The sequence below is a fragment of the Kosakonia pseudosacchari genome, from assembly GCF_900184035.1.
GTDB lineage: Bacteria > Pseudomonadota > Gammaproteobacteria > Enterobacterales > Enterobacteriaceae > Kosakonia > Kosakonia pseudosacchari.
Map to the genome: position 1 here is coordinate 236,706 of NZ_FXWP01000009.1, position 19,835 is coordinate 256,540.

Genomic DNA, 19,835 nt, shown 5'->3' on the forward strand with positions numbered 1-19,835 from the left:
GCGACCATGAAACATGCAGAAACGATCAAAGTGGTACCCGCACGCTACCCACTGCGCACGGTCGGCGCGGTTATTGCGCTGTTTGTGCTGGCGGCGATAGTTCAGTCCGTGGCTTTTAACCCGCGCTGGGAATGGAAAGTGTTCGCCCGTTGGTTTTTCGACCCGGTGATCCTCGAAGGGTTAGGGCAGACGCTATTACTGATGTTGCTCGGTACAGCGTTGAGCGTGATTTTCGGCGGCTTACTGGCGTTAGCCAGACTCTCCTCTTCGTGGCTGCTGAGCAGTCTTGCCTGGAGTTACATCTGGCTGTTTCGCTCGTTGCCACTGATTGTGGTGCTGATCATTCTTTATAACTTCTCCTACCTGTACGACACCTTGTCGCTCGGCATTCCGTTTACCGGCATCCAGTGGGCGAGCTATCAAACCATTAACGTGCTTGGGCAGTTTTCCACCGCGGTCGTCGGGTTGACGCTGGTGCAAAGCGCCTATACCGCCGAGATTATTCGCGGCGGCTTTCTTGGGGTCGATCACGGGCAGTACGAAGCGGCGGCCGCGCTGGGGTTACCCGCCTGGCGGCGCACGTTGCGCATTATTCTGCCGCAGGCGCTGCGCACGATTTTACCGTCCGGTTTCAATGAGATAATCAGCCTCGCCAAAGGCACGGCGATGGTTTATGTGCTGGCGATGCCGGAGCTGTTTTACACCATTCAGATGATTTACAACCGCACGCAGGAGGTGATCCCGCTGCTGATGGTTGGCGCGGTGTGGTATCTGGTGATCACCAGTGTGCTGTCCGCTATCCAGTATCTGGTTGAGCGCTGGCTGGCACGCAGCGAACGCCGTTCAGCGATTTCACCCACGCGGGTTCGTTCATCCGCCACCGCCCGCGTGGCGCAACCGCAGGAGCCTGTTCATGCCAACGTCTCTTAATGGTCATATTTCGATTACCGGCGTCAGCAAATATTTTGGTCGCCATAAAGCGCTGGATGACGTGTCGCTGGAGATCCCGCCCGGTTCGGTCACGGTGATCCTGGGACCATCCGGTTCCGGGAAATCAACGCTGCTGCGCACCATTAATCATCTTGAGCGGGTGGATGAAGGGTTCATACGCATTGATGGTGATTACATCGGTTATCGCCTGCACGGCGACAAGCTGTATGAGCTGAAAGAGAAGGAGATTTTGCGCCAGCGCGTCAACGTCGGGTATGTGTTTCAGAATTTCAATTTGTTCCCGCACCTGACGGTACTGGAAAACCTGATTGAAGCGCCGATTGCTCACAAAAAACTGAGCCGCAAAGAAGCCATTGAGCAGGCCTACGATCTGCTGGATGTGGTGGGGCTGCGTAATAAAGCCGATGCCTGGTCGCGCCATCTTTCCGGCGGCCAGCAGCAGCGCATCGCTATTGCCCGCGCGCTTTCGCTGCGCCCGCGCGTGATGTTGTTCGATGAACCGACATCGGCGCTGGATCCGGAACTGGTTGGCGAAGTGCTGGATGTGATCAAAAAGCTGGCACGCGCCGGTTCCACGCTGGTCGTGGTAACCCATGAAATCGGCTTTGCCCGCGAAGTCGCCGATCAGGTGGTGTTTATGGTTGATGGCAAAATTGTCGAACAGGGAAGCAGCGACGAGGTGCTGAACCATCCGCAGCATCCGCGCACACGCCAGTTTTTATCGAAGGTCTTATAAGGAGCCACCATGAAACGATTACTGGCGCTGCTGCTGGTCAGCGCGGGCAGTTTCGCCGCCGGGCAACTGGATTTAAAAGCCAATGAACAGCCGATTACCGTGCAGCGTAACGCGGCGGCGATCGCGAAAATCCCGGCGGATTATCGCTTTGTCGAACCGGGAACATTAACGGTGGCGATCTCGGCGCTTAACTCCCCGCCGCTGGCGCTGGTTGCCAGCGATAACCGCACGCGCATCGGCAGCGATCCGGATATCGCTCGTTTACTGGCGCAGAGCCTTGGCTTAAAGCTCAAACTGGTGCCCACCGCATGGGAGGACTGGCCGCTGGGCATTACTTCCGGGCGTTATGATGTCGCGCTGGTGAATATTGCCGTTACTGAAGCGCGCAAACAGAAGTTTGACTTCGCCACGTACCGCGCGGATTCACTGGCGTTTTCGGTGAAATCCTCCAGCGCCATCCAGGCGATCCGCTCCGCAGAAGATCTCGCCGGGCGCAAAGTGATTGTCGGTTCCGGCACCAACCAGGAGCGCATTCTGCTGCGCTGGAATGAAGAGAACCAGGCCGCCGGTCGCCCCGTCGCGCAGCCGATTTATCTGACAGATGACGCCTCCGGGAATTTGTATATTCAGTCGGGGCGAGCCGATGTGGTGTTTGGCCCGCAATCTGTTGCCGCCTATAAAGCGGCGCTTAACGGCAGCACGAAAGTCGTCGGTCTGGGGCCGAAAAAGGCCTGGGTCGCCACGACCACCAAAAAAGGAAACGGTCTGGTGTATGCCTTGCAGGCGGCGCTGGATGGCGCAATCGCACGCGGAGAGTATCAGCAGGTGCTGGCGCGCTGGGGAGAGCAGGGGGAAGCGGTTGAACATTCGCAGGTCAACCCGCCGGGAATCACCTACGAGTAAACAAAAAAACGCTGTTCCGCCGGGAGTACAACGCGCGGAACAGCGTGGCGCACCTGAGTCGCCAGTTTCAGGCTGTGGTCGGCGAAAGCGTAATGCGCTCCAGCGAACCGACAATAAACAGATATGAGAAGAGGCCAATCAGCCCCATTGAGCCGACATAGAGGATCGCGTAATCAAATGAGTGGGTATTGGCAAGGATCACGCCAATCACCAGCGGCGTAACAATGCTCGCCAGGTTGCCGCACATATTGAACACGCCTCCGGCTATCCCCAGCACCTCTTTTGGCGACGTATCGCTGAGCACGCACCAGCCAAGGTTGCCAAACCCTTTGGCGAAGAACGCCACACTCATGGCGGCAATCACCACCACGTCTGAATCAGTGTAATTAGCCAGCACAATCACGCAGGAGAGCAGCATGCCGCAGATAACGGGGAATTTACGCGCGGTAGTCAGGCTGTATCCGCGCGTCAGCAGCCAGTCGGAGACCACGCCGCCGAGCAGGCCGCCGATAAATCCGGCGATAGCCGGAATACTGGCGACAAAGCCCACTTTTAAAATCGACATCCCTTTGGCCTGATAAAGATAGGTGGGAAACCAGGTAAGAAAAAACCAGGTAATTGAGGTCACGCAAAACTGGCCGATATAAACGCCGATCATCATGCGATTAACGCAGACACTTTTTATTTGCGCGAAACTGATTTTCGCCGGCCCTTTTTTGCTGCCTAATTCCGGCTCGCCACCGCCATCACGAATATAATCAATTTCCTGCTGGTTAATCGCTTTATGGGATAATGGATCGCGAACTTTTATCAGCCAGAATATCCCCAGCGCTACGCCAATTGCGCCAATATAATAGAAAACATAATGCCAGCTCAGGGTATGCAAAATAATCGTCATCAGCGGCGTGATAATGCCTAAAGAAATATATTGCGCAGCCTGGTAAACCGCCGTCACAAAACCGCGCTCCTTATTAGGAAACCACTGCACACTCAGGCGGCTGTTGGCCGGAAAGGCAGGGGCTTCAATGGCCCCCATCAGCAGACGCAGCACCACCAGCACGATAAGCGGGCTGGCATAGAGATAAATCGTCCCCTGAAACATGGTGACGATCGACCAGCCAATCAACGCCACACCATAAACTAACCGCGAGCCATATTTATCCAGCAGCCAGCCGCCGGGAATTTGCATTACCACATACGAGATGCCAAATACGGAAAATGCGAGACCTAATGCTTCGGGATTAAAACCTAACTCTTTACTCATAATGGGCGCGACAACGGAAAGTGTCGCGCGGTCGGCATAATTAAATACCGTGGCAAGAAATAAAAATAACAGAATACTGTAACGCACATGGGTGCGTTTAATTAGGGTATTCATCACAACTCCTTTAACAGGGTTGAATGTCGGTGTAGGGAACAAAAAAGACGGAAGGAGCCTCCCGTCCGGAATTTATTATTATGGGCGTTTGCCGAATTCGCAGCTTTGCTGGGTCCAGGCGCGCGCCTGTTCGCTCAGGGTGAAACCCAGGCCGTGGCGGTCGGAGACATACATCCGGCCATCGCGCAGCTCAAGCTGTTCGTTAAACAGCGGATTCAGCCATTCGAAGTGCTCCAGCCACGGCTCCAGCGGGTAGGCGGCAGAAAGGTGCAAGTGTACTTCCATAGCAAAATGCGGTGCCAGTTTACGGTTGTGTTTGGCAGCCAGATCCATAATTTTCAGAAACGGCGAGATCCCGCCAACGCGCGGGGCGTCTGGTTGCACAAAATCACTGGCGTTGCCGAGGATCAGTTGTTCATGTTCGCGAAAACTGGTGAGCATCTCGCCGGTGGCGATCGGTGTATCCAGCGCGGCGGCAAGCTGGGCGTGGCCTTCTACATCGTAGGCATCGAGCGGCTCTTCAATCCAGATAAGGTTAAATTTCTCCATCTGGCGCCCCATCCGAATCGCCGTTTCGCGATCCCACTGCTGGTTGGCATCCACCATCAGCGGGAAGTCATCGCCCAGCGCTTCACGCACGGCGGTGAGACGGCGAATATCCTCTTTGGTGTCCGGCTGGCCGACTTTGATTTTGATACCGCCGATGCCGTTTTCACGCGAGATAATGACGTTTTTTAATACCTGATCCAGCGGTGTATGCAGGAAACCGCCTGAAGTGTTGTAACACTGCACCGAATCGCGGTGCGCGCCAAGCAGCTTCGCCAGCGGCAAACCGGCGCGTTTGGCTTTCATATCCCACAGCGCAATATCGATAGGTGAGATAGCCTGCACCGCCATCCCGCTGCGCCCAACGGAGGCTCCCGCCCACAATAGTTTGGTGTAAATCTTGTCGATATCGTTGGGATCTTCGCCGAGCAGGTTATCGGCAATCTCTTTGGCATGGGCGTAAATCCCCTGGCCGCCAGCGCGTTTGGAGTAGCTAAAGCCGACACCTTCGAAACCGTCGCGACTGCGTATTTCGGCAATAATAATCGCCACTTCGGTCAGCGGTTTTTGCCGCCCGGTCAGCACTTTCGCATCGCTGACCGGGGTGGCCAGCGGTAAAAAGGCGAGGGAGAGTTTTACCCACTCGATGCGGTCGCCGGTTTCAGCCGCGGTTTTGACACTGGTCGCGCGGGCGTAGGTTACAGCATCGGAATTCGCACTTACGGTCATGGTTTTGCTCCTGTGAATAACAATAATGTTTGCGCTAACATTTGTAGAACGACAGAAAATTAATCGCCAGTAAAAGGAGAGGATTTTGTACAATCGATCACAAACCCGGCGCTTAAAAGGGTGTTTATTGCCACGTTAATCACATTTTTATAGGTATAAGGGCATTTCACCCTCAATAATGATAGCGATAACATTAGTCAGGGAATATGCGAGTTAACTCGCTGATTTATGAGGACTGACAGGCAATGAAAGGAGAAAACGGTATAATACAAAAACGCAAACTAATCATCGCCAATGACCGTCTGGTTCTCTGTGAGTGAACATGTCGAAAACCGCCCGTCCTGTGCCTCCACGCGCGCCCACGCTGGAAGATGTTGCCCGTTCTGCGGGGCTTTCCTCAATGACCGTAAGTCGGGCGCTTAACACGCCGCAACTGGTGCGCCCGAAAACGGTGGAAAAGGTGCTCGCCGCCGTTAAAGCAACAGGCTATATCCCGAACGCGCTGGCCGGTGGCCTGGCGTCGCGGCGCAGCAAATTGATTGCTGTGGTCGTACCGCAGATTAACAACAATATGTTTGTCGATACGATTCAGGCCATCAGTGACGAACTGGCCGTGCGCGGTTACCACATGCTGCTGTGCGTCGCCGGTTATACCCAGCAAACCGAAGCGGAGCTGGTCGCTGCGCTGTTATCGCGCCGCCCGGATGGCATTGTGCTGACCGGTATTCACCACTCAACCGATTTGAAAAAAGTGATCCTCAACGCCAGCGTGCCGGTGGTTGAAATCTGGGATTTAACGCCCACCCCGCTGGATATGCTGGTCGGTTTTTCACATGAAAAAGTAGGCCAGGCTACCGCAGAATACCTGCTGCGCAAAGGCTATCGCCGTCCCGGATTGTTGTGGACAGTCGATAAACGCGCCATGCAGCGGAAAGCCGGGCTGTGTGAAGTGCTGGGGCGTCATGGCATTACCGACCCGCTCAGCGTGGATGTGGCACTGCCGGCACGGTTTACCTCAGGGCGCGAAGGGTTGTCGCAGTTGCTGGCGCTGGGTGAGTCCGACGTGATTGTTTGCAGCTCCGACACGCTGGCGCAGGGGGCCATTGTTGAAGCGCAGGCGCGTGGCCTGCGCGTACCGCAGGATGTGGCGGTCATTGGTTTTGGCGATCTCGATTTCGCCGCCGGGAATAATCCCGCCATCACGACGGTGAGCGTCGACAGGCAAATTATTGGCCAGCGCGCGGCAACCCTGCTGATGGAGCGAATCGAAGGAACACGTTCCGGGGAGGAGATCGTGGATATTGGTTTTCACTTTATTGAACGGGAATCTGCGTGATCTCATGAGAATTAACGTTATCGGCACCAGCGGCAGCGGAAAATCGACGCTGGCGAAACGTCTGGCCAGCCAGCTCAATGTGCCTTATATCGAAATGGATCTGCTTTACTGGCGTCCCAACTGGCAGGGGACGCCGGATGAGGAGTTGTACTCGCGCCTGGAAGAATTGCTCGAACAACCCGGCTGGGTGCTTGATGGCAACTATAACCGCAGCCGCGACATTAAATGGCGGCATGTGGATCTGGTGGTGTGGGTCGATTTCGGATTCTGGCGCACATTGCGCCAGGTGACGCTTCGCGCCATCACACGCGCCAGAAGCAAACAGGAGTTATGGCCGGGAACCGGCAATCGCGAAAGCCTGCGTCGTGTTTTTTTAAGCCGCGAGTCGATCATTCTCTGGTCGTTAAAGACCTGGCGCAAAAACCGCGAACGTTACGCGCGGGATATGGCCGATCCGCGTTATCAGCATTTGCGCTTTGTTCGCCTTACCACGCCGCAACAAGTCGACGAATTTCTCGCCAGTCTGACCTAAGCTTAAGGTTCATCCTGAACATAAGGAGCCCGTATGATTACGGTTTATGGTGTTCCCGGCTGGGGTTCGGCCATCAGCGAAGTGATGTTGACGCTGGCGGAGATCCCTTATCACTTCGTCAATGTTGATGGCTTCGACAAACCAGGCCCCCAGCAAGATACCCTGCGAAAATTAAACCCGCTGTGCCAGGTGCCGACCCTGCAACTGGACGATGGCAGCGTAATGACGGAATCCGCCGCCGTGGCATTGATGATCCTCGACCAGCGTCCGGATTTAGCGCCAGCCGCAGGCACCGCGCAACGCCAGCAGTTCTGGCGGTTGCTGGTGTGGCTTGTCGCGAATGTCTATCCCACTTTTACCTACGCCGATTACCCGGAACGCTGGGCCGCGGATGCGCCGGAGCAACTGGTGGAAAATTGCCAGAAGTATCGTAAATCGCTCTATCTGTGGCTCGATACGCAATTGCAGGCGGCACCTTATGCGTTTGGCCAACAACTGACGCTATTGGATATTTATCTTTGCGTCATGCGCACATGGGGGCCGCGTCATGCATGGTTTGCCGATAATGCGCCAAATATTACCGCCATCGCGGATGCGGTATGCCAGTTACCGCAATTACAAACCGTGCTGCGAAATAATGAAATTATCCGTTAAGCGGTCATTTCGGATTATTTTAATATTCTTAGTATCTCGCATAAGTTGAAACGCTATATAAATCTGGGGCGAGAAAAATAATTTGAAATCGCCCCGTTTATATGAGACAACATTTGGCACATTTTCGTAGTTGACGCAATATCGCAGTTATACAGCAAAATCGGACGAGTAATTTAACAGGGTGAAAATGATGGAATATATTCATTCGTATTTGAAAGGTGGTTCCTGGTTTACGCTTGGCGACAGCATAACAGAACGAGGATGGTATCAACCCATCGTCGCAGAGAATTTAGGGCTGGCGAGATGGACAAACTACGGTATTGGTGGAACCTGTATCGCACAAAAAAATGAGCACGATAATTCAGCTATCTGTTTACGATATAAAACCATGGGTGAAAATCCTGATCTTATTACTATCTGGGGCGGTGGCAATGATTTCGGTTTTAACTTCGGCTCAGAGGGTGGCACTGAAATAGGGAATAGACAAGATAAAACGTCCTTGACCTTTTATGGTGCAATGGATCTGTTGCTTACCGGCGTCACGAAAAAATATCCATTGGCAAGAGTAGGGTTTGTTGTTACGACGCCTGTTTCACATGCGCGCGGTCACGGGCAAAAAAATACCAAAGGATATTACCTGACCGATTATTGTGACGTTAGCAGAGAAAAATGTGAGGAATATTCCATCCCTTATCTCGACCTGCAAAAGAACTCCGGCTTTAACGAACTCAATATGGACATTATGACCAGTAATACAACGGGCGTAATTTCCGATGGTTTGCATCCTTCAAAATTAGGCATGGAAAGGCTGGCGACGAAGATTACACATTTTATCTTATCGCTGTAGGAGAGGTGGCCATGAGAATTGCAACCATCGACCTCCTGAAGATACTCGCGATCTTTCTTGTCATCCTGGCTCACGTGACGTTGTTTTTTTTGAATCGCGACGAAAGCGATGTCGTGTTGTGCTTTTTCAGACAGGCAGGGTTATCGGGTGTTGCCCTGTTTTTTATCTGTAGCGGTTATTTTTTATTAAATAACAAACATGAAAATCAAGCGAACTATGTTGTCGCCAAGATTAAAAGCATCGTTGGTGTACTGATTTTCTGGTTACTCTTTTATTACGCCTATGATACCTGGTGGATAAGTCGATTTACCGACGTGCCGGAAATAAATCTTCTTAATTACCTGAATGTCAGCAAAGCCACCACAGAAGCAACGCCATTATGGTTTATATTTGCCATTATTCCGCTGTACATATTCACGCCTTTAATGCGGCATGCTTTTAAGAAAGAACGCGCGGGAGAAATTCTGCAAGTTATTGTGCTAATGGTGATCATCGCCAACCTGACATTAATTAATGCATGGACCGAAGCCAGTTTTAATTTTTCGCTGTTTGCATTTAACTTGCTCATTCCTTTTCAGCCTGAAGGACTGATCTGTTTTTTAATTGGCGGTTACCTCGGGCTGGTTAAACCTACGCTCAGGCCATTCTCCGTTGCGCATATTATGACGTTAATACTGGCAATTAGCGCATTGTTAATATTGGCGTACATGTCGTCCAGCGCGGGGATCGCCATCTTTTATGGCAAGTTTTATAACTTACTATTACTTATAACCTCGGTCGGTTTGTTTTTATTTGTGGTTAACCTGAATATTAACGCCTTGCCACGCTGGGTGAGCAATGTGAGTGACAATGTGTTAGGGATCTACCTTGTACACAACATCTTTGTCGTGGAAATACACAGCGTGTTTATTCATGAAAAGCTGTTGGGAATTATCCCGGGGGTGAATAGCTATCTTTATATCATTGCTTATTCCCTGGTGGCTTTTATCCTTGCTTGCGGCCTCTGTGCGCTGCTGAAAAGATCAAAGATAACGGCCAGAATTGTCACACTTTGATAACCTGAATGCGGCGCAAAGCGCAGTAACTTGTGCTACTGTCACTCTCTTTGTTGAACAAGGAGTTTGCTATGCCGCACGTTGATATCAAATGTTTTCCCCGCGATCTGACCGAGGAGCAAAAAACCGCGCTGGCGAGCGATATCGCCGAAGTCATTATTCGCCATTTGAACAGCAAAGATAGCGCGGTCAGCGTCGCGCTTAATGAAGTCACGCCGGACGACTGGAAAGCGCAGGTGTGGGACACCGACATTGCGCCGCATATCGATACGCTTATCAAGAAGCCCGGCTATTCACTGTAGATTTCCTGTCGCCTGCGTCTGTTGCGCAGGCTTTTTTTTATCAATATAGACAACAAAAGATACTCATGTTGTTTCGAACAACCGCCCGGAATATATAATACGCAGCAAGCTAATTTTCATTGTAAGCGTATCAGTTCTTTCATTATTTTTCCTTTCGGAAAATTCATGTTTGCGCGATGTTAAATACAACTCTAGAGTTTTTATTATCTCGCTCGGGTTAAAAATCAGAGCAATAACATTATCACGGAAAGCGCTGGTTCGATTAATTTCGGCAGCAACGAATTAAACAAGGAACGTCATTCATGAAGCCATCTCGTTCTTTCATATTATTATTGCCCCTGTTCGCAGCACTGCCGTTGCAAGCCACAGAACCCGCAGCGGAATCACAAAACTGGTATCCCTCAATTTATGGTGCGAATGACGAAATAGGCGCAGCAAACTTGCTCACACCCGAGGTGGTTTTACAGGCCGTTCACCTTGTAAAACAAGGCGTTGTCGTACCGCTGGCGGTGCCGGTTGATAAGAATTTCCCGGCGTTTCGCCACCGTAGTTTTCATCTCTACAATATTCAGCCCGGCCAGCAAGACGGGAAAACGCTTGGCCCGAATAAATTCACCTTTAATGACGAACTGGTTAATGCATGGACCGGTGTGGGAACGCAGTTAAACGGTATCGGCCATATCGGCATTAATAATATCTATTACAACGGTAATAAAGCGGCAGATTTTGTCACTATTGATGGTGTTAAAAAGTTAGGCATTGAAAAAGTCCCGCCGATGGTAACGCGCGGCGTGGTGTTAGATATGACCGCTTTTTATAAAAAAAAGATTGTTCCCGGCGGCACCGAATTTAGCGTCGAGGATATTCAGTCGGTATTAAAAAACCAGGGATTAACCTTAAAGAAAGGCGATATCGTTTTATTCAATACCGGATGGCTGGAACTTGTTGGTAAAGACAATAAACAATTTCTGGAAAAGGAGCCTGGCATTGGCATGGAAGCCGCAAAATGGCTGGCGGACCAGCAGATCGTCGCGTTTGGCGGTGACACCTGGGCGTCTGAAGTGTATCCAAACCCTGCAACTAAGGAGGAATTCCCAATCAATCAATATCTGTTAGCGAAAAGGGGGATCTACAACCTGGAGTTGATCGATACACGTCCACTGGTAGGCAAACAAGTTTGGGAATTCTTGTTCGTCCTTGGCCAACCGCTGTACACCGGTTCAACGCAGGTTAACATCAACCCTGTGGCGATTTATTAGTTGTTTGTTGTTAGCGCTACCCTGAAGTGTTTTTCATTTTTAGTAAAACATTGTTCTGTGGAGCGGCTCGAATTTCATTAAGCGGGTTAATGTTACATAAGCCTCTTTGACATGGAGATGATTATGTTCCGGAAACTCAGTTCACTGACATTCGCGCTGCTCCTTTTTTCGCAGCCTTTATTTGCCGCGCCAGAGCGTTTTCCCATCTGGCCGCAGGGCGATGCGCCAGGCGCTAAAAGTAGCCCGGTCAATTTCCAGTTAACCGAACGCAGTAAAGATCCTGCACTTCCCGACCGCGCTGTGTCTGGTATCCGTGCGCCGCAAATTACCGTTTACCCACCGCAAAAACCCAACGGAACCGCCATCCTGGTCATTCCGGGTGGTTCCTATAAACGCGTGGTGCTGGACAAAGAGGGCAGTGATTTAGCGGCGCCATTTAATGCGCGCGGTTACACCTTGTTTGTCATGACTTATCGCATGCCGGAAGATGGCCATGCCGAAGGGGCAGACGCCCCGCTGGCAGATGCACAGCGCGCTTTGCGCACCTTGCGCGCGCAGGCAGGATCACGCCATCTCAACCCGAAAAAAATAGGGGTAATGGGTTTCTCTGCGGGCGGGCACGTGGCGGCAAGTCTGGAAACACGTTACGACGAAAAAGTTTACACGCCAGTGGACAACATTGATAACCAGCACGCACGGCCAGATTTTGTGGTGCTGGGTTACCCGGTGATATCAATGGATCAGGCGATTGCCCACGCCGGCTCGCGAAAAGCGCTTATTGGTGAAACGCCAACTGCGGAGCAGATCAAACACTACTCGCCGGAACAGAATGTTACCGCGCAAACCCCACCGACTTTTTTGCTGCATGCCGTGGATGATCCCTCGGTACCGGTTGCCAACTCGCTGGTGATGTTCAACGCGCTGCACGCGCATCATGTGCTCACCGAATTGCATCTGTTCAGCCACGGGCTGCATGGGTTTGGCGTGCGCGGTGTGAAACACCTACCGGCAGCGGTGTGGCCAGAACTGGCGATGAACTGGATCGAGGCGCTGCCTGAGTAAATGTGAAGTTATTCGCCAGCGGTAATGCGCTTGCCGCTGGTGACAAACGTGCCGCCGCCCAAGTGGTGAATGGTGTTCAGTTTATCGTCATTAAAGTGCCAGCGCCCATTGATAAACGCACGTTCATCGGCGGCGGCGGAAACCACTTCGCCAAACAGCGTGTCATACTTTTCCTGTGCCGCGGTCGGCGGAAGCAAACGGCACTCCATCCACGCCAGACACTTCTCTTCGATCACCGGCAGGCCCAGCACCGGCCCGGCGATAGCGGGAATGCCATAGCAATTAAACTTATCTTCATCGCGCCCGGTGACGCTGCCGACCGCGTAACTCCAGTTGGTTGCCGCAACACCTGGCACCACAATGCCAAACATACCACTGTGTTCAATCAACTCACGCGACCAGGCGCTTTTATCCACCACTATTGCAATGCGCGGCGGAGAGAATTCAACCGGCATCGACCACGCGGCCGCCATCACATTGCGCCGGTCGATCTGCTCATCGCGGCTGGTAATAAGAATGGTCGGACCGTGGTTTAGCAAGCGACAGGCATGTTCTAACGCCACCGGACGGAAATGGCTCATAGCGGTTCCTCTGTGTAAATGTTTCTGCCATTAAATGGCCGAACTGTCGGCAAAATCAAGGCGTGGCGCATTATCCGGCACTCCTGGCCACCACAATCTGGCCGCGGCCTTGTTCTTTCGCCAGGTAGAGCGCAAGATCAGCCGCCCGCACCAGATTATCCGCGCGCGCGTGGCGCGGCCAGGTCGCCAGCCCAATGGAAACCGACACCGGGCCAATATCCTGTGATTCATACAGCATGTGATGATTCAGGACATTATGCAGCAACGTCTCGGCCACTTTTTTCGCCTGCAACTCATCCGCGCCGGGCAAAACAAGCAGGAACTCTTCGCCGCCATAACGGAACGCCACACTGTTTTCATCCAGCGTTTCGGTGATCAACCGTGACAGCTCGCGCAGCACTTTATCACCCGCGTCGTGGCCGTACTGGTCATTGAGCTTTTTAAAATAATCCACGTCGACCATCAGACAGCTCAGCGTCGTGCCTTCCACCATCGCCTGGTCGAGCATGTTGCGCAGCGTCTCATCCAGGCTGTGGCGGTTGAGCAGGCCGGTCAACGAATCGTGCATGGCACGCTCCGTGAGCGTATCGCGCAGGATCTGGTTTGCCAGCGCCAGCGCCAGCGTTTCCGCCAGCAGTTCCAGGTAGATATAGGGCGGCTCTTTGCCCGGCGTGTAATTATCGAAAGTGAGTAAACCAATGCTTTTATTCTGCGCATTCAGCGGCACACAAATCGCGCGTGAAGCGAGCTCAGGCTTTATGTGTTCGCAGGGCATATCAACGCCGCCTTTGGCGGGGCTATGCAACTGACCACGTTTCAGTGCCCAGCAATGATCGGCCGGGAAGGGGGCATCTTCGCCCGGCGGTAAACCCCAGCGCGCCACACACTTCATGCGCTTTGTCCGGGCATTGAGCACAAACAACCGGCCGCCCATATCCGGGATAATTTGTGGCGCAAAGCGGCTGACCACACGAAAAATCGCGCTATGGGAATCACACCCCTGAAGCCGCTGCGTCATTCGCGCCAGCAAGGTACGCGTGGCCCACTCCGCGTCGCGCTCCTGCTCCAGCCGCTGCCGGGTCAGGCCGTTTTCACGAAAAATGCGAATGGCCTGCGCCATATCGCCAATTTCATCTACCTGCGCCAGCACCGGCGCTTCCACATTGTAATCCTGGGTCGCCAGGCGGTTAACCACATCGCTCAACGTCACCACCGGGCGCAAAATGCGGTGTTTGATAATAAAACCAAGCACAAACAGGAACAGCAGCGCCGTCAGCCCGACCATAATTTCTGACAAGGTACGCAAGCGTAAAGAGCGGTCGGTGGCGTCGCTTATCGCGCGCTGAACACGCTGATCCGCCAGGCTGCGGAAGTGGGCGAAACGGTACTCTGTTTCGGAAAGCCGCTCTTCATAGCTTGCGCTGTACAAAAGAGTCATCGCCTCGTCCGTTTTCCCGGCTTCAATATCGGCGATAGCGATGCGCTGCTCATCTTCGAGCTGATCCAGCGTCGACAGCCCATCACGCAGGATCAGTAACTCTTCATCGGACGCGCCCCGGTCACGCAGGGCAATCAGATGATTTTCCAGAGCGATATCCTGCTGCTGGCGGGTTTTCCAGCTTTGGATCACTTCCGGCTGCTTTTTGATAACCGCTTCCCGCGCCAGCTCAGTTAACGCGTATGCCTCTCTTTCCAGATCATCTATCAACTCATCGAAAACGCGGTTTTGCGCCACGGCGTCACGCTCGGCACGTTCCGCATTTGACGCCATAAACAGCGCCACGCCGGAGGTCAGCGTTAATACCACGGTCGCGATATAAGCAAAATTGGTGATCGTAGCGATGCGCACGGGGATCCTTTTAGACTTGAGTACGGGAATATGCTTCTCAGTTTAGACATTCAGTTAAAAATCAATGCGCAATATTGACGTCATTTCTTCGTCATATTCGCTGCCTATAGTCAGCCGCAATCAAATCCCAAAGAGGATAACAACATGTTTGCTCCCCTGACTTTTGTGCAGGTGGATGCGCCCCGTCGGATGAAGACCACGGGTCAATCACGGCTTTCTGTTACGGGAGGGCGTGCATGAACGCATTCACCGCTATCCGCTTACAAGGCGTCTCCTACGCCTTTGGCGCACACACCGTTCTTAATCACATCGATTTACATATTCAACCTGGCAGCATTGTCGCGCTGCTCGGGCCGTCTGGCTGCGGCAAAAGCACGCTGCTGCGCTTGCTGGCAGGGCTGAGTGAACCGGCGGAAGGTGAGATCTGGTTTGGCGATCGCCTGGTGGCGAAAGCAGGCTGGACGCTGCCACCGGAAGCACGCGACATCGGCATGGTATTTCAGGATTACGCGCTGTGGCCGCATATGAGCGTCGCGCAAAACGTCGCTTTCCCGCTGAAAATGCGCAATGTGCCGCGCGCAGAGCGCGAACAGCGGGTATTGCAGGCGCTGGAAAGGGTTGGGCTGGCTGACTTTGCCGGACGTAAACCCGCAGGGCTTTCCGGCGGGCAGCAACAGCGCGTCGCACTGGCACGCGCCATCGTCGCAGAGCCTGGCGTCTTGTTGTTCGACGAGCCGCTCTCCAATCTCGACACCGCGCTGCGCGAATCCTTATGCCTTGAGATGGCGCGTCTGCTGCGCCAGCTCGGCACCACCGCCGTGTATGTCACTCATGACCACCGCGAAGCACAGTTGCTTGCCGATCGCATAGTGCATTTGGCGTCCGGAACCGTTGAATCTGTACGAACCGTTACTTCATCCTCAGGGGAAATTGCATGAAAGCCTTACTGTCCGTGAAAAAAGGAGTCGCTTTAGCCATGGTGCTGTCATCCATGATGATCTCCAGCGCGCACGCGCTGACTGTTTACACCGCAGGCCCTGGCTCGCTGGCAAAAAGCCTGGCCAGCGGCTTTGAGCAAAAAACCGGCGTTAAAGTCAATATCTTCCAGGCGACTACCGGCAAAGTAATGGCGCGTCTGGAAGCAGAACAAGCCAATCCGCAGGCCGATATTCTGATTTCTGCCTCGTGGGACACCGCCGAAGATCTGCATCATCGCGGCTGGCTACTGCCGTTTACCAGCGCCAATGCCGAAAATGTCCCGCAGACATTGAAAAGCGCCGACTATGTGGCGCAGGGCATCTCCGCGCTGGGGATTGTCTGGAACACCATGAGCGGCACCCCGGAGCCGAAAGAGTGGAACGATCTGACCTCTCCGGACTTTAAAGACAAAGTGACCACGCCGGATCCGTCACTTTCCGGCGCCTCGCTTGATCTGCTGATCGGTCTGCAAAATGGCATGGGCGACCGCGCCTGGCAGTTGTTTGATGCGCTGAAAAAGAACGGCATGGTGGTGAGCGGCCCGAACGCCCAGGCGGTAACGCCAGTGATGCAAGGGGCGAAAGCGGCGGTGTTTGGCGCGGTCGACTATGTGACGTATGGCAATATTGCGCAGGGCGAATCGCTGAAAGTGATCTTCCCGGCCAGCGGCACCGTTATCGCGCCGCGTCCAATGATGATCCTCAAAACCACCCAACATGCCGACGACGCCAAAGCGTTTATCGACTACGTGCTGTCGCCGGAAGGGCAGAAAATGGTCGCCGACGCCTGGCTAATGCCTGCCCGCACGGACGTGGAAGCGAAACGCCCTCTGTTTACCGAGCTGAAAGTGCTGCCAACCCAGAGCAGCGGCACCAGCGAACGCGGCGACGTGCTGAAGCGCTTTAACGCGCTCTTTGCCCAGTAATCCTTTCGATCTTTGCGGGGGCGACCCCGCTTTCAGGATACCCGTTGTGAACCAAAGACTAATGGCGCAAGCCACGCTGGCGCTGCTGCTGATTCTGGTCGCGCTGCCACTGCTGTTTATTCTCTTACAGGCGGTGTTCCCGCATTTTAGTTCGGGCGAGTTTGGCGGCGCATTTTCCGCTATCCCACCCTTGCTGGCCGAGCCGCAACTGCCCGCCATGTTCGGCGGCACACTGCAAATCGCCTGCGGAGTGGCGCTTTGCAGCGCGCTGATTGGCTTGCCGCTCGGCGTCGCGCGCGGGTTATTTGATTTACCGTGCCCGAAACTGTGGGATCTGCTGTTTTTGATTCCGTTCTTAACCCCGCCCTATATTGCCGCGCTGTCGTGGATGCTGGTGTTGCAAACCCAGGGCTACCTGATGCAGCTCACCGGGCTGGATCTTAATAATCTGCTGTTCAGCAAGAGCGGCATCATTCTGGTGATGACGCTGAATATCTTCCCGGTGGTTTACTTTGCCGTATCGCGCAGTTTGCTCGCCAGCGGGCAACGTCTGGCACAAGTCGCCCGCGTTCATGGCGCCACGCCGTGGCGGGCGTTTTGTCACATCACGTTGCCGTTACTTTCCCCGGCGCTGGCGGCAGGTATGTTGCTGGCGTTTACGCTGGCGGTGGAAGAGTATGGCGTGCCCGCCGCCCTGGGAACACGTTCCGGTGTGGTGATGCTGACTGTCGGCATCGAAGAGAAACTGGCTGACTGGCCGATCGATTTGCCCGGCGCGGCGCTACTGTCGGTGGCGCTGATCGCCATTGCGCTGTGCGGATGGTGGCTGCAGCGCAAACTGACCGGTGATAAAGATGTCACCAGCATCTCCGGGAAACCGACAGAACATATCGGGGCGAAACTCGGTTTTGCTACCTTACCGGTGCTGCTGGTGATGGCGGCGGTCGGTTTTCTCGCCGTGGTGCTACCGGGGTTGTCGATGGCACTCACCGGCTTTAGCTCTACGCTTTCCGGCGGCGTATCGCTGGATAATCTTACGGTGAAACATTTTGCCGCGCTGTTCGAACAGCGCGATGACGCGCTGCCCGCGCTGGGCACCAGTTTGTCGCTGGCATTCGGCGCAGCGCTGATCACCGGCGCGCTGGGTCTGTGCGCCGCCTGGCTGGTGGTGATGCAAAAGATAAAAGGGCGCACGGTAATTGATGCGCTATCGCTGATGCCTGCCGCGCTGCCCGGCGTGGTGGTTGGCGTGGGGTTGATTTTGCTGTGGAACCGCAGTTTCTGGCCGGTTTCCCCCTACAATACCTGGGCAATTTTGCTCCTCTCTTACTGCTGCCTGCTGTTGCCGTGGCCGGTGCGTTATATCGCTAGCGCCATGCGCCAGCTCGGCGGAAACCTCGAGCCTGCCGCGCGGGTTCACGGTGCCAGCGCGTTTCAGGCGCTGCGGCTGATTGTGCTGCCGCTGATTTTCCCGGCGATGCTCGCCTCCATGTTAATGGTGTTCGCCATTGCCTCGCGCGAGCTGGTCACCTCGCTGTTGCTGGCACCGGCGGGTACACAAACTGTGGCGGTATTTATCTGGCGGCAATTCGAGCAAGGCTCGGTAGGTCAGGGGATGGCGATGGCCACACTGACGCTGCTCACCGGGCTGGCGTTGATGCTCACCGCGCTCGGGATTATGCAACGCCGCACAAAGGGATAAATCGAGGGCACGAAATCGACGGTAAAGCGAAAAAAATGCGCTATAACAACGGGACACCATTCGCAAGGAGCCTGTATGACCCCTTTTCTGACCGCTTATCTGGCCCGTATTGGCTGGGAGCAAACGCCCGATGTCTCACTGGAAACGCTGCGGGCGCTGCATTTGCATCACAATGGCGCCATCCCTTTTGAAAATCTCGATGTCGTGCTGCCCCGTGAGATTGAACTCAGCGATGAAGCGATTTTCCATAAACTGGTCGTCGCCCGTCGCGGTGGTTACTGCTTTGAACAGAACGGGCTGTTTGAGCGCGTACTGAAAGAGGTGGGTTTTACGGTGCGCAGCCTGTTAGGGCGGGTTGTTATTGCTAATCCACACCAGATGCCACCGCGTACGCACCGTATTTTGCTGGTGCAGGTGGCGGGCGAGCCGTGGATCGCCGATGTCGGTTTTGGCGGGCAAACGCTGACTGCGCCAATCAGCTTACAGGAGGATATTGAGCAGGCCACGCCGCATGGCCTCTACCGCTTGCAGCGCAAGGGGGAAGACTGGGTGCTCCAGTTCCGTCACCACGAACGCTGGCAGTCGATGTATCAGTTTGAGATGGGCGAGCAGTATCAGGCCGATTTTGTGATGGGCAATTTTCACTCCGCGCACTGGCCGGCCTCCCATTTCCGCCATCATTTATTGATGTGCCGCCATCTGCCGGACGGCGGCAAACTGACGTTAACTAACTTCCATTTTACCCACTGGAAAAACGGCCAGGTGCTGGAAGAGGTGACCTTTGCGGATGTTCCGGCGCTGTATGACGCGCTGCAACAGCGCTTTGGACTTGGCGTGAGCGACGCACAGTACGGCTTTAGCCTGCAACAGCTGGAAACGGTAATGGCCGGTTTCGATTTGCACGGCGAAAAAGTTTAACCGAGCTCGTTGTCGATCATCACAGCCAGATGGCGATTGAAAGCAGCGTCATCGACATCTGGCATGCCCAGCATGCAAATCCCGTCCAGGCCGCAGACCAGCGCAATCAGTCGCCAGGCAATGTTTGCCGCCGTATCGTTATTAGTAAATTCACCCGCCGCGCGGCCTTGCTCAATCAGTTGCACCACTTTGGCGTGCCACATCTCCATGGTCAGCAGGTATGCGCCTTTGATTTCCGGCTCTTTACTCGCCAGCAGTAACGCTTCACGCCACAAATGCACATAGGGTTCGAGACCGCCTTCGTCACTGCCCAACATGGCGTGCAACTGCTCGCGCCAAGGCGCGGTCGCAGGCACTACTTCCACCTCCAGCAGTTCCGCAATCAGGCGGATAAACGCCTCGGCTTTTAGGGCATTTCCCGACGTGAAATGGTGGTGAACCTGGCCGGTAGCCACACCTGCAACATTTGCGATCCGCCGGACAGTCATGGCGGCAAAACCGTCTTCCAGCGCCACGCGCATCGCGGCTTTCAGGATCACTTCGCGGCGATCATCCTTGTTCAGATAGCGCATATAACCTCGGTTAAATAAGG

At 54.1% G+C, this 19,835-nt stretch carries 20 protein-coding genes; 15 read left to right on the forward strand and 5 right to left on the reverse strand.

Features of this window, described 5'->3' with window-relative positions; translation table 11 throughout:
* Positions 1-6 precede the first annotated feature (6 nt).
* The 3 genes from BN2591_RS03150 to BN2591_RS03160 are packed head-to-tail and all read left to right on the forward strand — an operon-like array spanning position 7 to position 2,590.
* Positions 7-930, forward strand: coding sequence for an amino acid ABC transporter permease (locus BN2591_RS03150; RefSeq protein WP_086868939.1), 924 nt, complete (start codon positions 7-9; stop codon positions 928-930).
* Positions 914-1,687 carry an amino acid ABC transporter ATP-binding protein gene (locus BN2591_RS03155; RefSeq protein WP_086868941.1) on the forward strand — a complete coding sequence of 258 codons (774 nt, stop codon included), beginning with the start codon at positions 914-916 and terminating at the stop codon, positions 1,685-1,687. Before BN2591_RS03150 ends, BN2591_RS03155 begins: the two co-directional genes overlap by 17 nt.
* A 9-nt stretch (positions 1,688-1,696) precedes the next feature.
* Positions 1,697-2,590 carry a transporter substrate-binding domain-containing protein gene (locus BN2591_RS03160; RefSeq protein ID WP_162494940.1) on the forward strand — a complete coding sequence of 298 codons (894 nt, stop codon included), beginning with the start codon at positions 1,697-1,699 and terminating at the stop codon, positions 2,588-2,590.
* 67 nt (positions 2,591-2,657) lie between these two features.
* On the opposite strand, the gene BN2591_RS03165 is transcribed toward BN2591_RS03160, so the two are convergent.
* The gene (locus BN2591_RS03165; protein ID WP_086868943.1) at positions 2,658-3,968 is read right to left on the reverse strand and encodes an MFS transporter; all 1,311 of its coding nucleotides are present in this window, start codon (positions 3,966-3,968) and stop codon (positions 2,658-2,660) included.
* Positions 3,969-4,046: 78 nt separating this feature from the next.
* Positions 4,047-5,243 carry an L-talarate/galactarate dehydratase gene (locus BN2591_RS03170; RefSeq protein ID WP_086868945.1) on the reverse strand — a complete coding sequence of 399 codons (1,197 nt, stop codon included), beginning with the start codon at positions 5,241-5,243 and terminating at the stop codon, positions 4,047-4,049.
* Positions 5,244-5,565: 322 nt separating this feature from the next.
* On the opposite strand from BN2591_RS03170, the gene BN2591_RS03175 reads away from it, so the two are divergent.
* From BN2591_RS03175 to BN2591_RS03210, 8 genes are all read left to right on the forward strand, one after another.
* Positions 5,566-6,579 carry a LacI family DNA-binding transcriptional regulator gene (locus tag BN2591_RS03175; protein WP_086868947.1) on the forward strand — a complete coding sequence of 338 codons (1,014 nt, stop codon included), beginning with the start codon at positions 5,566-5,568 and terminating at the stop codon, positions 6,577-6,579.
* Between the two features lie 4 nt (positions 6,580-6,583).
* Positions 6,584-7,111 (forward strand): AAA family ATPase, encoded by a 528-nt coding sequence (locus tag BN2591_RS03180; protein ID WP_086868950.1) that lies wholly within the window; start codon positions 6,584-6,586, stop codon positions 7,109-7,111.
* Positions 7,112-7,144: 33 nt separating this feature from the next.
* Positions 7,145-7,765 (forward strand): glutathione S-transferase family protein, encoded by a 621-nt coding sequence (locus tag BN2591_RS03185; RefSeq protein ID WP_086868952.1) that lies wholly within the window; start codon positions 7,145-7,147, stop codon positions 7,763-7,765.
* Between the two features lie 187 nt (positions 7,766-7,952).
* Positions 7,953-8,612, forward strand: coding sequence for an SGNH/GDSL hydrolase family protein (locus BN2591_RS03190; RefSeq protein ID WP_244172970.1), 660 nt, complete (start codon positions 7,953-7,955; stop codon positions 8,610-8,612).
* An 11-nt stretch (positions 8,613-8,623) separates the two neighbouring features.
* On the forward strand, positions 8,624-9,667 hold the full coding sequence (locus BN2591_RS03195) for an acyltransferase (RefSeq protein ID WP_086868956.1): 1,044 nt from the start codon (positions 8,624-8,626) through the stop codon (positions 9,665-9,667).
* A gap of 71 nt (positions 9,668-9,738) precedes the next feature.
* Positions 9,739-9,969, forward strand: coding sequence for a tautomerase PptA (pptA, locus tag BN2591_RS03200; protein ID WP_016496030.1), 231 nt, complete (start codon positions 9,739-9,741; stop codon positions 9,967-9,969).
* Between the two features lie 302 nt (positions 9,970-10,271).
* A complete protein-coding gene (locus BN2591_RS03205) occupies positions 10,272-11,228 on the forward strand; it encodes a cyclase family protein (RefSeq protein ID WP_086868958.1) in 957 nt (318 codons plus the stop codon).
* Positions 11,229-11,351: 123 nt separating this feature from the next.
* Entirely contained in the window at positions 11,352-12,290 is a 939-nt protein-coding gene (locus BN2591_RS03210) for an alpha/beta hydrolase (protein WP_086868960.1), read from the forward strand.
* Between the two features lie 8 nt (positions 12,291-12,298).
* Here BN2591_RS03210 and BN2591_RS03215 read toward each other — a convergent pair whose 3' ends face one another.
* Together BN2591_RS03215 and BN2591_RS03220 are read right to left on the reverse strand one after the other, a co-directional pair.
* Positions 12,299-12,871 carry a flavin reductase family protein gene (locus BN2591_RS03215; protein WP_086868962.1) on the reverse strand — a complete coding sequence of 191 codons (573 nt, stop codon included), beginning with the start codon at positions 12,869-12,871 and terminating at the stop codon, positions 12,299-12,301.
* Between the two features lie 70 nt (positions 12,872-12,941).
* Positions 12,942-14,720, reverse strand: coding sequence for a sensor domain-containing diguanylate cyclase (locus BN2591_RS03220; protein WP_086868964.1), 1,779 nt, complete (start codon positions 14,718-14,720; stop codon positions 12,942-12,944).
* 236 nt (positions 14,721-14,956) lie between these two features.
* Here BN2591_RS03220 and BN2591_RS03225 point away from each other — a divergent pair, with 236 nt between their 5' ends.
* From BN2591_RS03225 to nhoA, 4 genes are all read left to right on the forward strand, one after another.
* Positions 14,957-15,658: an ABC transporter ATP-binding protein gene (locus tag BN2591_RS03225; RefSeq protein ID WP_086868966.1), complete on the forward strand. Its 702-nt coding sequence runs from the start codon at positions 14,957-14,959 to the stop codon at positions 15,656-15,658.
* Positions 15,655-16,623 (forward strand): ABC transporter substrate-binding protein, encoded by a 969-nt coding sequence (locus BN2591_RS03230; RefSeq protein WP_086868968.1) that lies wholly within the window; start codon positions 15,655-15,657, stop codon positions 16,621-16,623. Before BN2591_RS03225 ends, BN2591_RS03230 begins: the two co-directional genes overlap by 4 nt.
* Before the next feature lie 61 nt (positions 16,624-16,684).
* On the forward strand, positions 16,685-18,325 hold the full coding sequence (locus tag BN2591_RS03235; protein WP_425268944.1) for an ABC transporter permease: 1,641 nt from the start codon (positions 16,685-16,687) through the stop codon (positions 18,323-18,325).
* 75 nt (positions 18,326-18,400) lie between these two features.
* On the forward strand, positions 18,401-19,243 hold the full coding sequence (gene nhoA, locus BN2591_RS03240) for an N-hydroxyarylamine O-acetyltransferase (protein ID WP_086868972.1): 843 nt from the start codon (positions 18,401-18,403) through the stop codon (positions 19,241-19,243).
* Here the strand turns inward: nhoA and BN2591_RS03245 are convergent.
* Positions 19,240-19,815: a TetR family transcriptional regulator gene (locus tag BN2591_RS03245; RefSeq protein ID WP_086868974.1), complete on the reverse strand. Its 576-nt coding sequence runs from the start codon at positions 19,813-19,815 to the stop codon at positions 19,240-19,242. The two genes, nhoA and BN2591_RS03245, sit on opposite strands and share 4 nt — an antisense overlap.
* Positions 19,816-19,835: the final 20 nt, after the last annotated feature.

What these genes read in the sequence shown, in the direction of transcription:
- BN2591_RS03150 (WP_086868939.1), top strand. Translation starts at nt 7, where the DNA reads ATGAAACATGCAGAAACGATCAAAGTGGTACCCGCACGCTACCCACTG.
- BN2591_RS03155 (WP_086868941.1), top strand. Translation starts at nt 914, where the DNA reads ATGCCAACGTCTCTTAATGGTCATATTTCGATTACCGGCGTCAGCAAA.
- BN2591_RS03160 (WP_162494940.1), top strand. Translation starts at nt 1,697, where the DNA reads ATGAAACGATTACTGGCGCTGCTGCTGGTCAGCGCGGGCAGTTTCGCC.
- BN2591_RS03165 (WP_086868943.1), bottom strand. Translation starts at nt 3,968, where the DNA reads ATGAATACCCTAATTAAACGCACCCATGTGCGTTACAGTATTCTGTTA.
- BN2591_RS03170 (WP_086868945.1), bottom strand. Translation starts at nt 5,243, where the DNA reads ATGACCGTAAGTGCGAATTCCGATGCTGTAACCTACGCCCGCGCGACC.
- BN2591_RS03175 (WP_086868947.1), top strand. Translation starts at nt 5,566, where the DNA reads ATGTCGAAAACCGCCCGTCCTGTGCCTCCACGCGCGCCCACGCTGGAA.
- BN2591_RS03180 (WP_086868950.1), top strand. Translation starts at nt 6,584, where the DNA reads ATGAGAATTAACGTTATCGGCACCAGCGGCAGCGGAAAATCGACGCTG.
- BN2591_RS03185 (WP_086868952.1), top strand. Translation starts at nt 7,145, where the DNA reads ATGATTACGGTTTATGGTGTTCCCGGCTGGGGTTCGGCCATCAGCGAA.
- BN2591_RS03190 (WP_244172970.1), top strand. Translation starts at nt 7,953, where the DNA reads ATGATGGAATATATTCATTCGTATTTGAAAGGTGGTTCCTGGTTTACG.
- BN2591_RS03195 (WP_086868956.1), top strand. Translation starts at nt 8,624, where the DNA reads ATGAGAATTGCAACCATCGACCTCCTGAAGATACTCGCGATCTTTCTT.
- pptA (WP_016496030.1), top strand. Translation starts at nt 9,739, where the DNA reads ATGCCGCACGTTGATATCAAATGTTTTCCCCGCGATCTGACCGAGGAG.
- BN2591_RS03205 (WP_086868958.1), top strand. Translation starts at nt 10,272, where the DNA reads ATGAAGCCATCTCGTTCTTTCATATTATTATTGCCCCTGTTCGCAGCA.
- BN2591_RS03210 (WP_086868960.1), top strand. Translation starts at nt 11,352, where the DNA reads ATGTTCCGGAAACTCAGTTCACTGACATTCGCGCTGCTCCTTTTTTCG.
- BN2591_RS03215 (WP_086868962.1), bottom strand. Translation starts at nt 12,871, where the DNA reads ATGAGCCATTTCCGTCCGGTGGCGTTAGAACATGCCTGTCGCTTGCTA.
- BN2591_RS03225 (WP_086868966.1), top strand. Translation starts at nt 14,957, where the DNA reads ATGAACGCATTCACCGCTATCCGCTTACAAGGCGTCTCCTACGCCTTT.
- BN2591_RS03230 (WP_086868968.1), top strand. Translation starts at nt 15,655, where the DNA reads ATGAAAGCCTTACTGTCCGTGAAAAAAGGAGTCGCTTTAGCCATGGTG.
- BN2591_RS03235 (WP_425268944.1), top strand. Translation starts at nt 16,685, where the DNA reads ATGGCGCAAGCCACGCTGGCGCTGCTGCTGATTCTGGTCGCGCTGCCA.
- nhoA (WP_086868972.1), top strand. Translation starts at nt 18,401, where the DNA reads ATGACCCCTTTTCTGACCGCTTATCTGGCCCGTATTGGCTGGGAGCAA.
- BN2591_RS03245 (WP_086868974.1), bottom strand. Translation starts at nt 19,815, where the DNA reads ATGCGCTATCTGAACAAGGATGATCGCCGCGAAGTGATCCTGAAAGCC.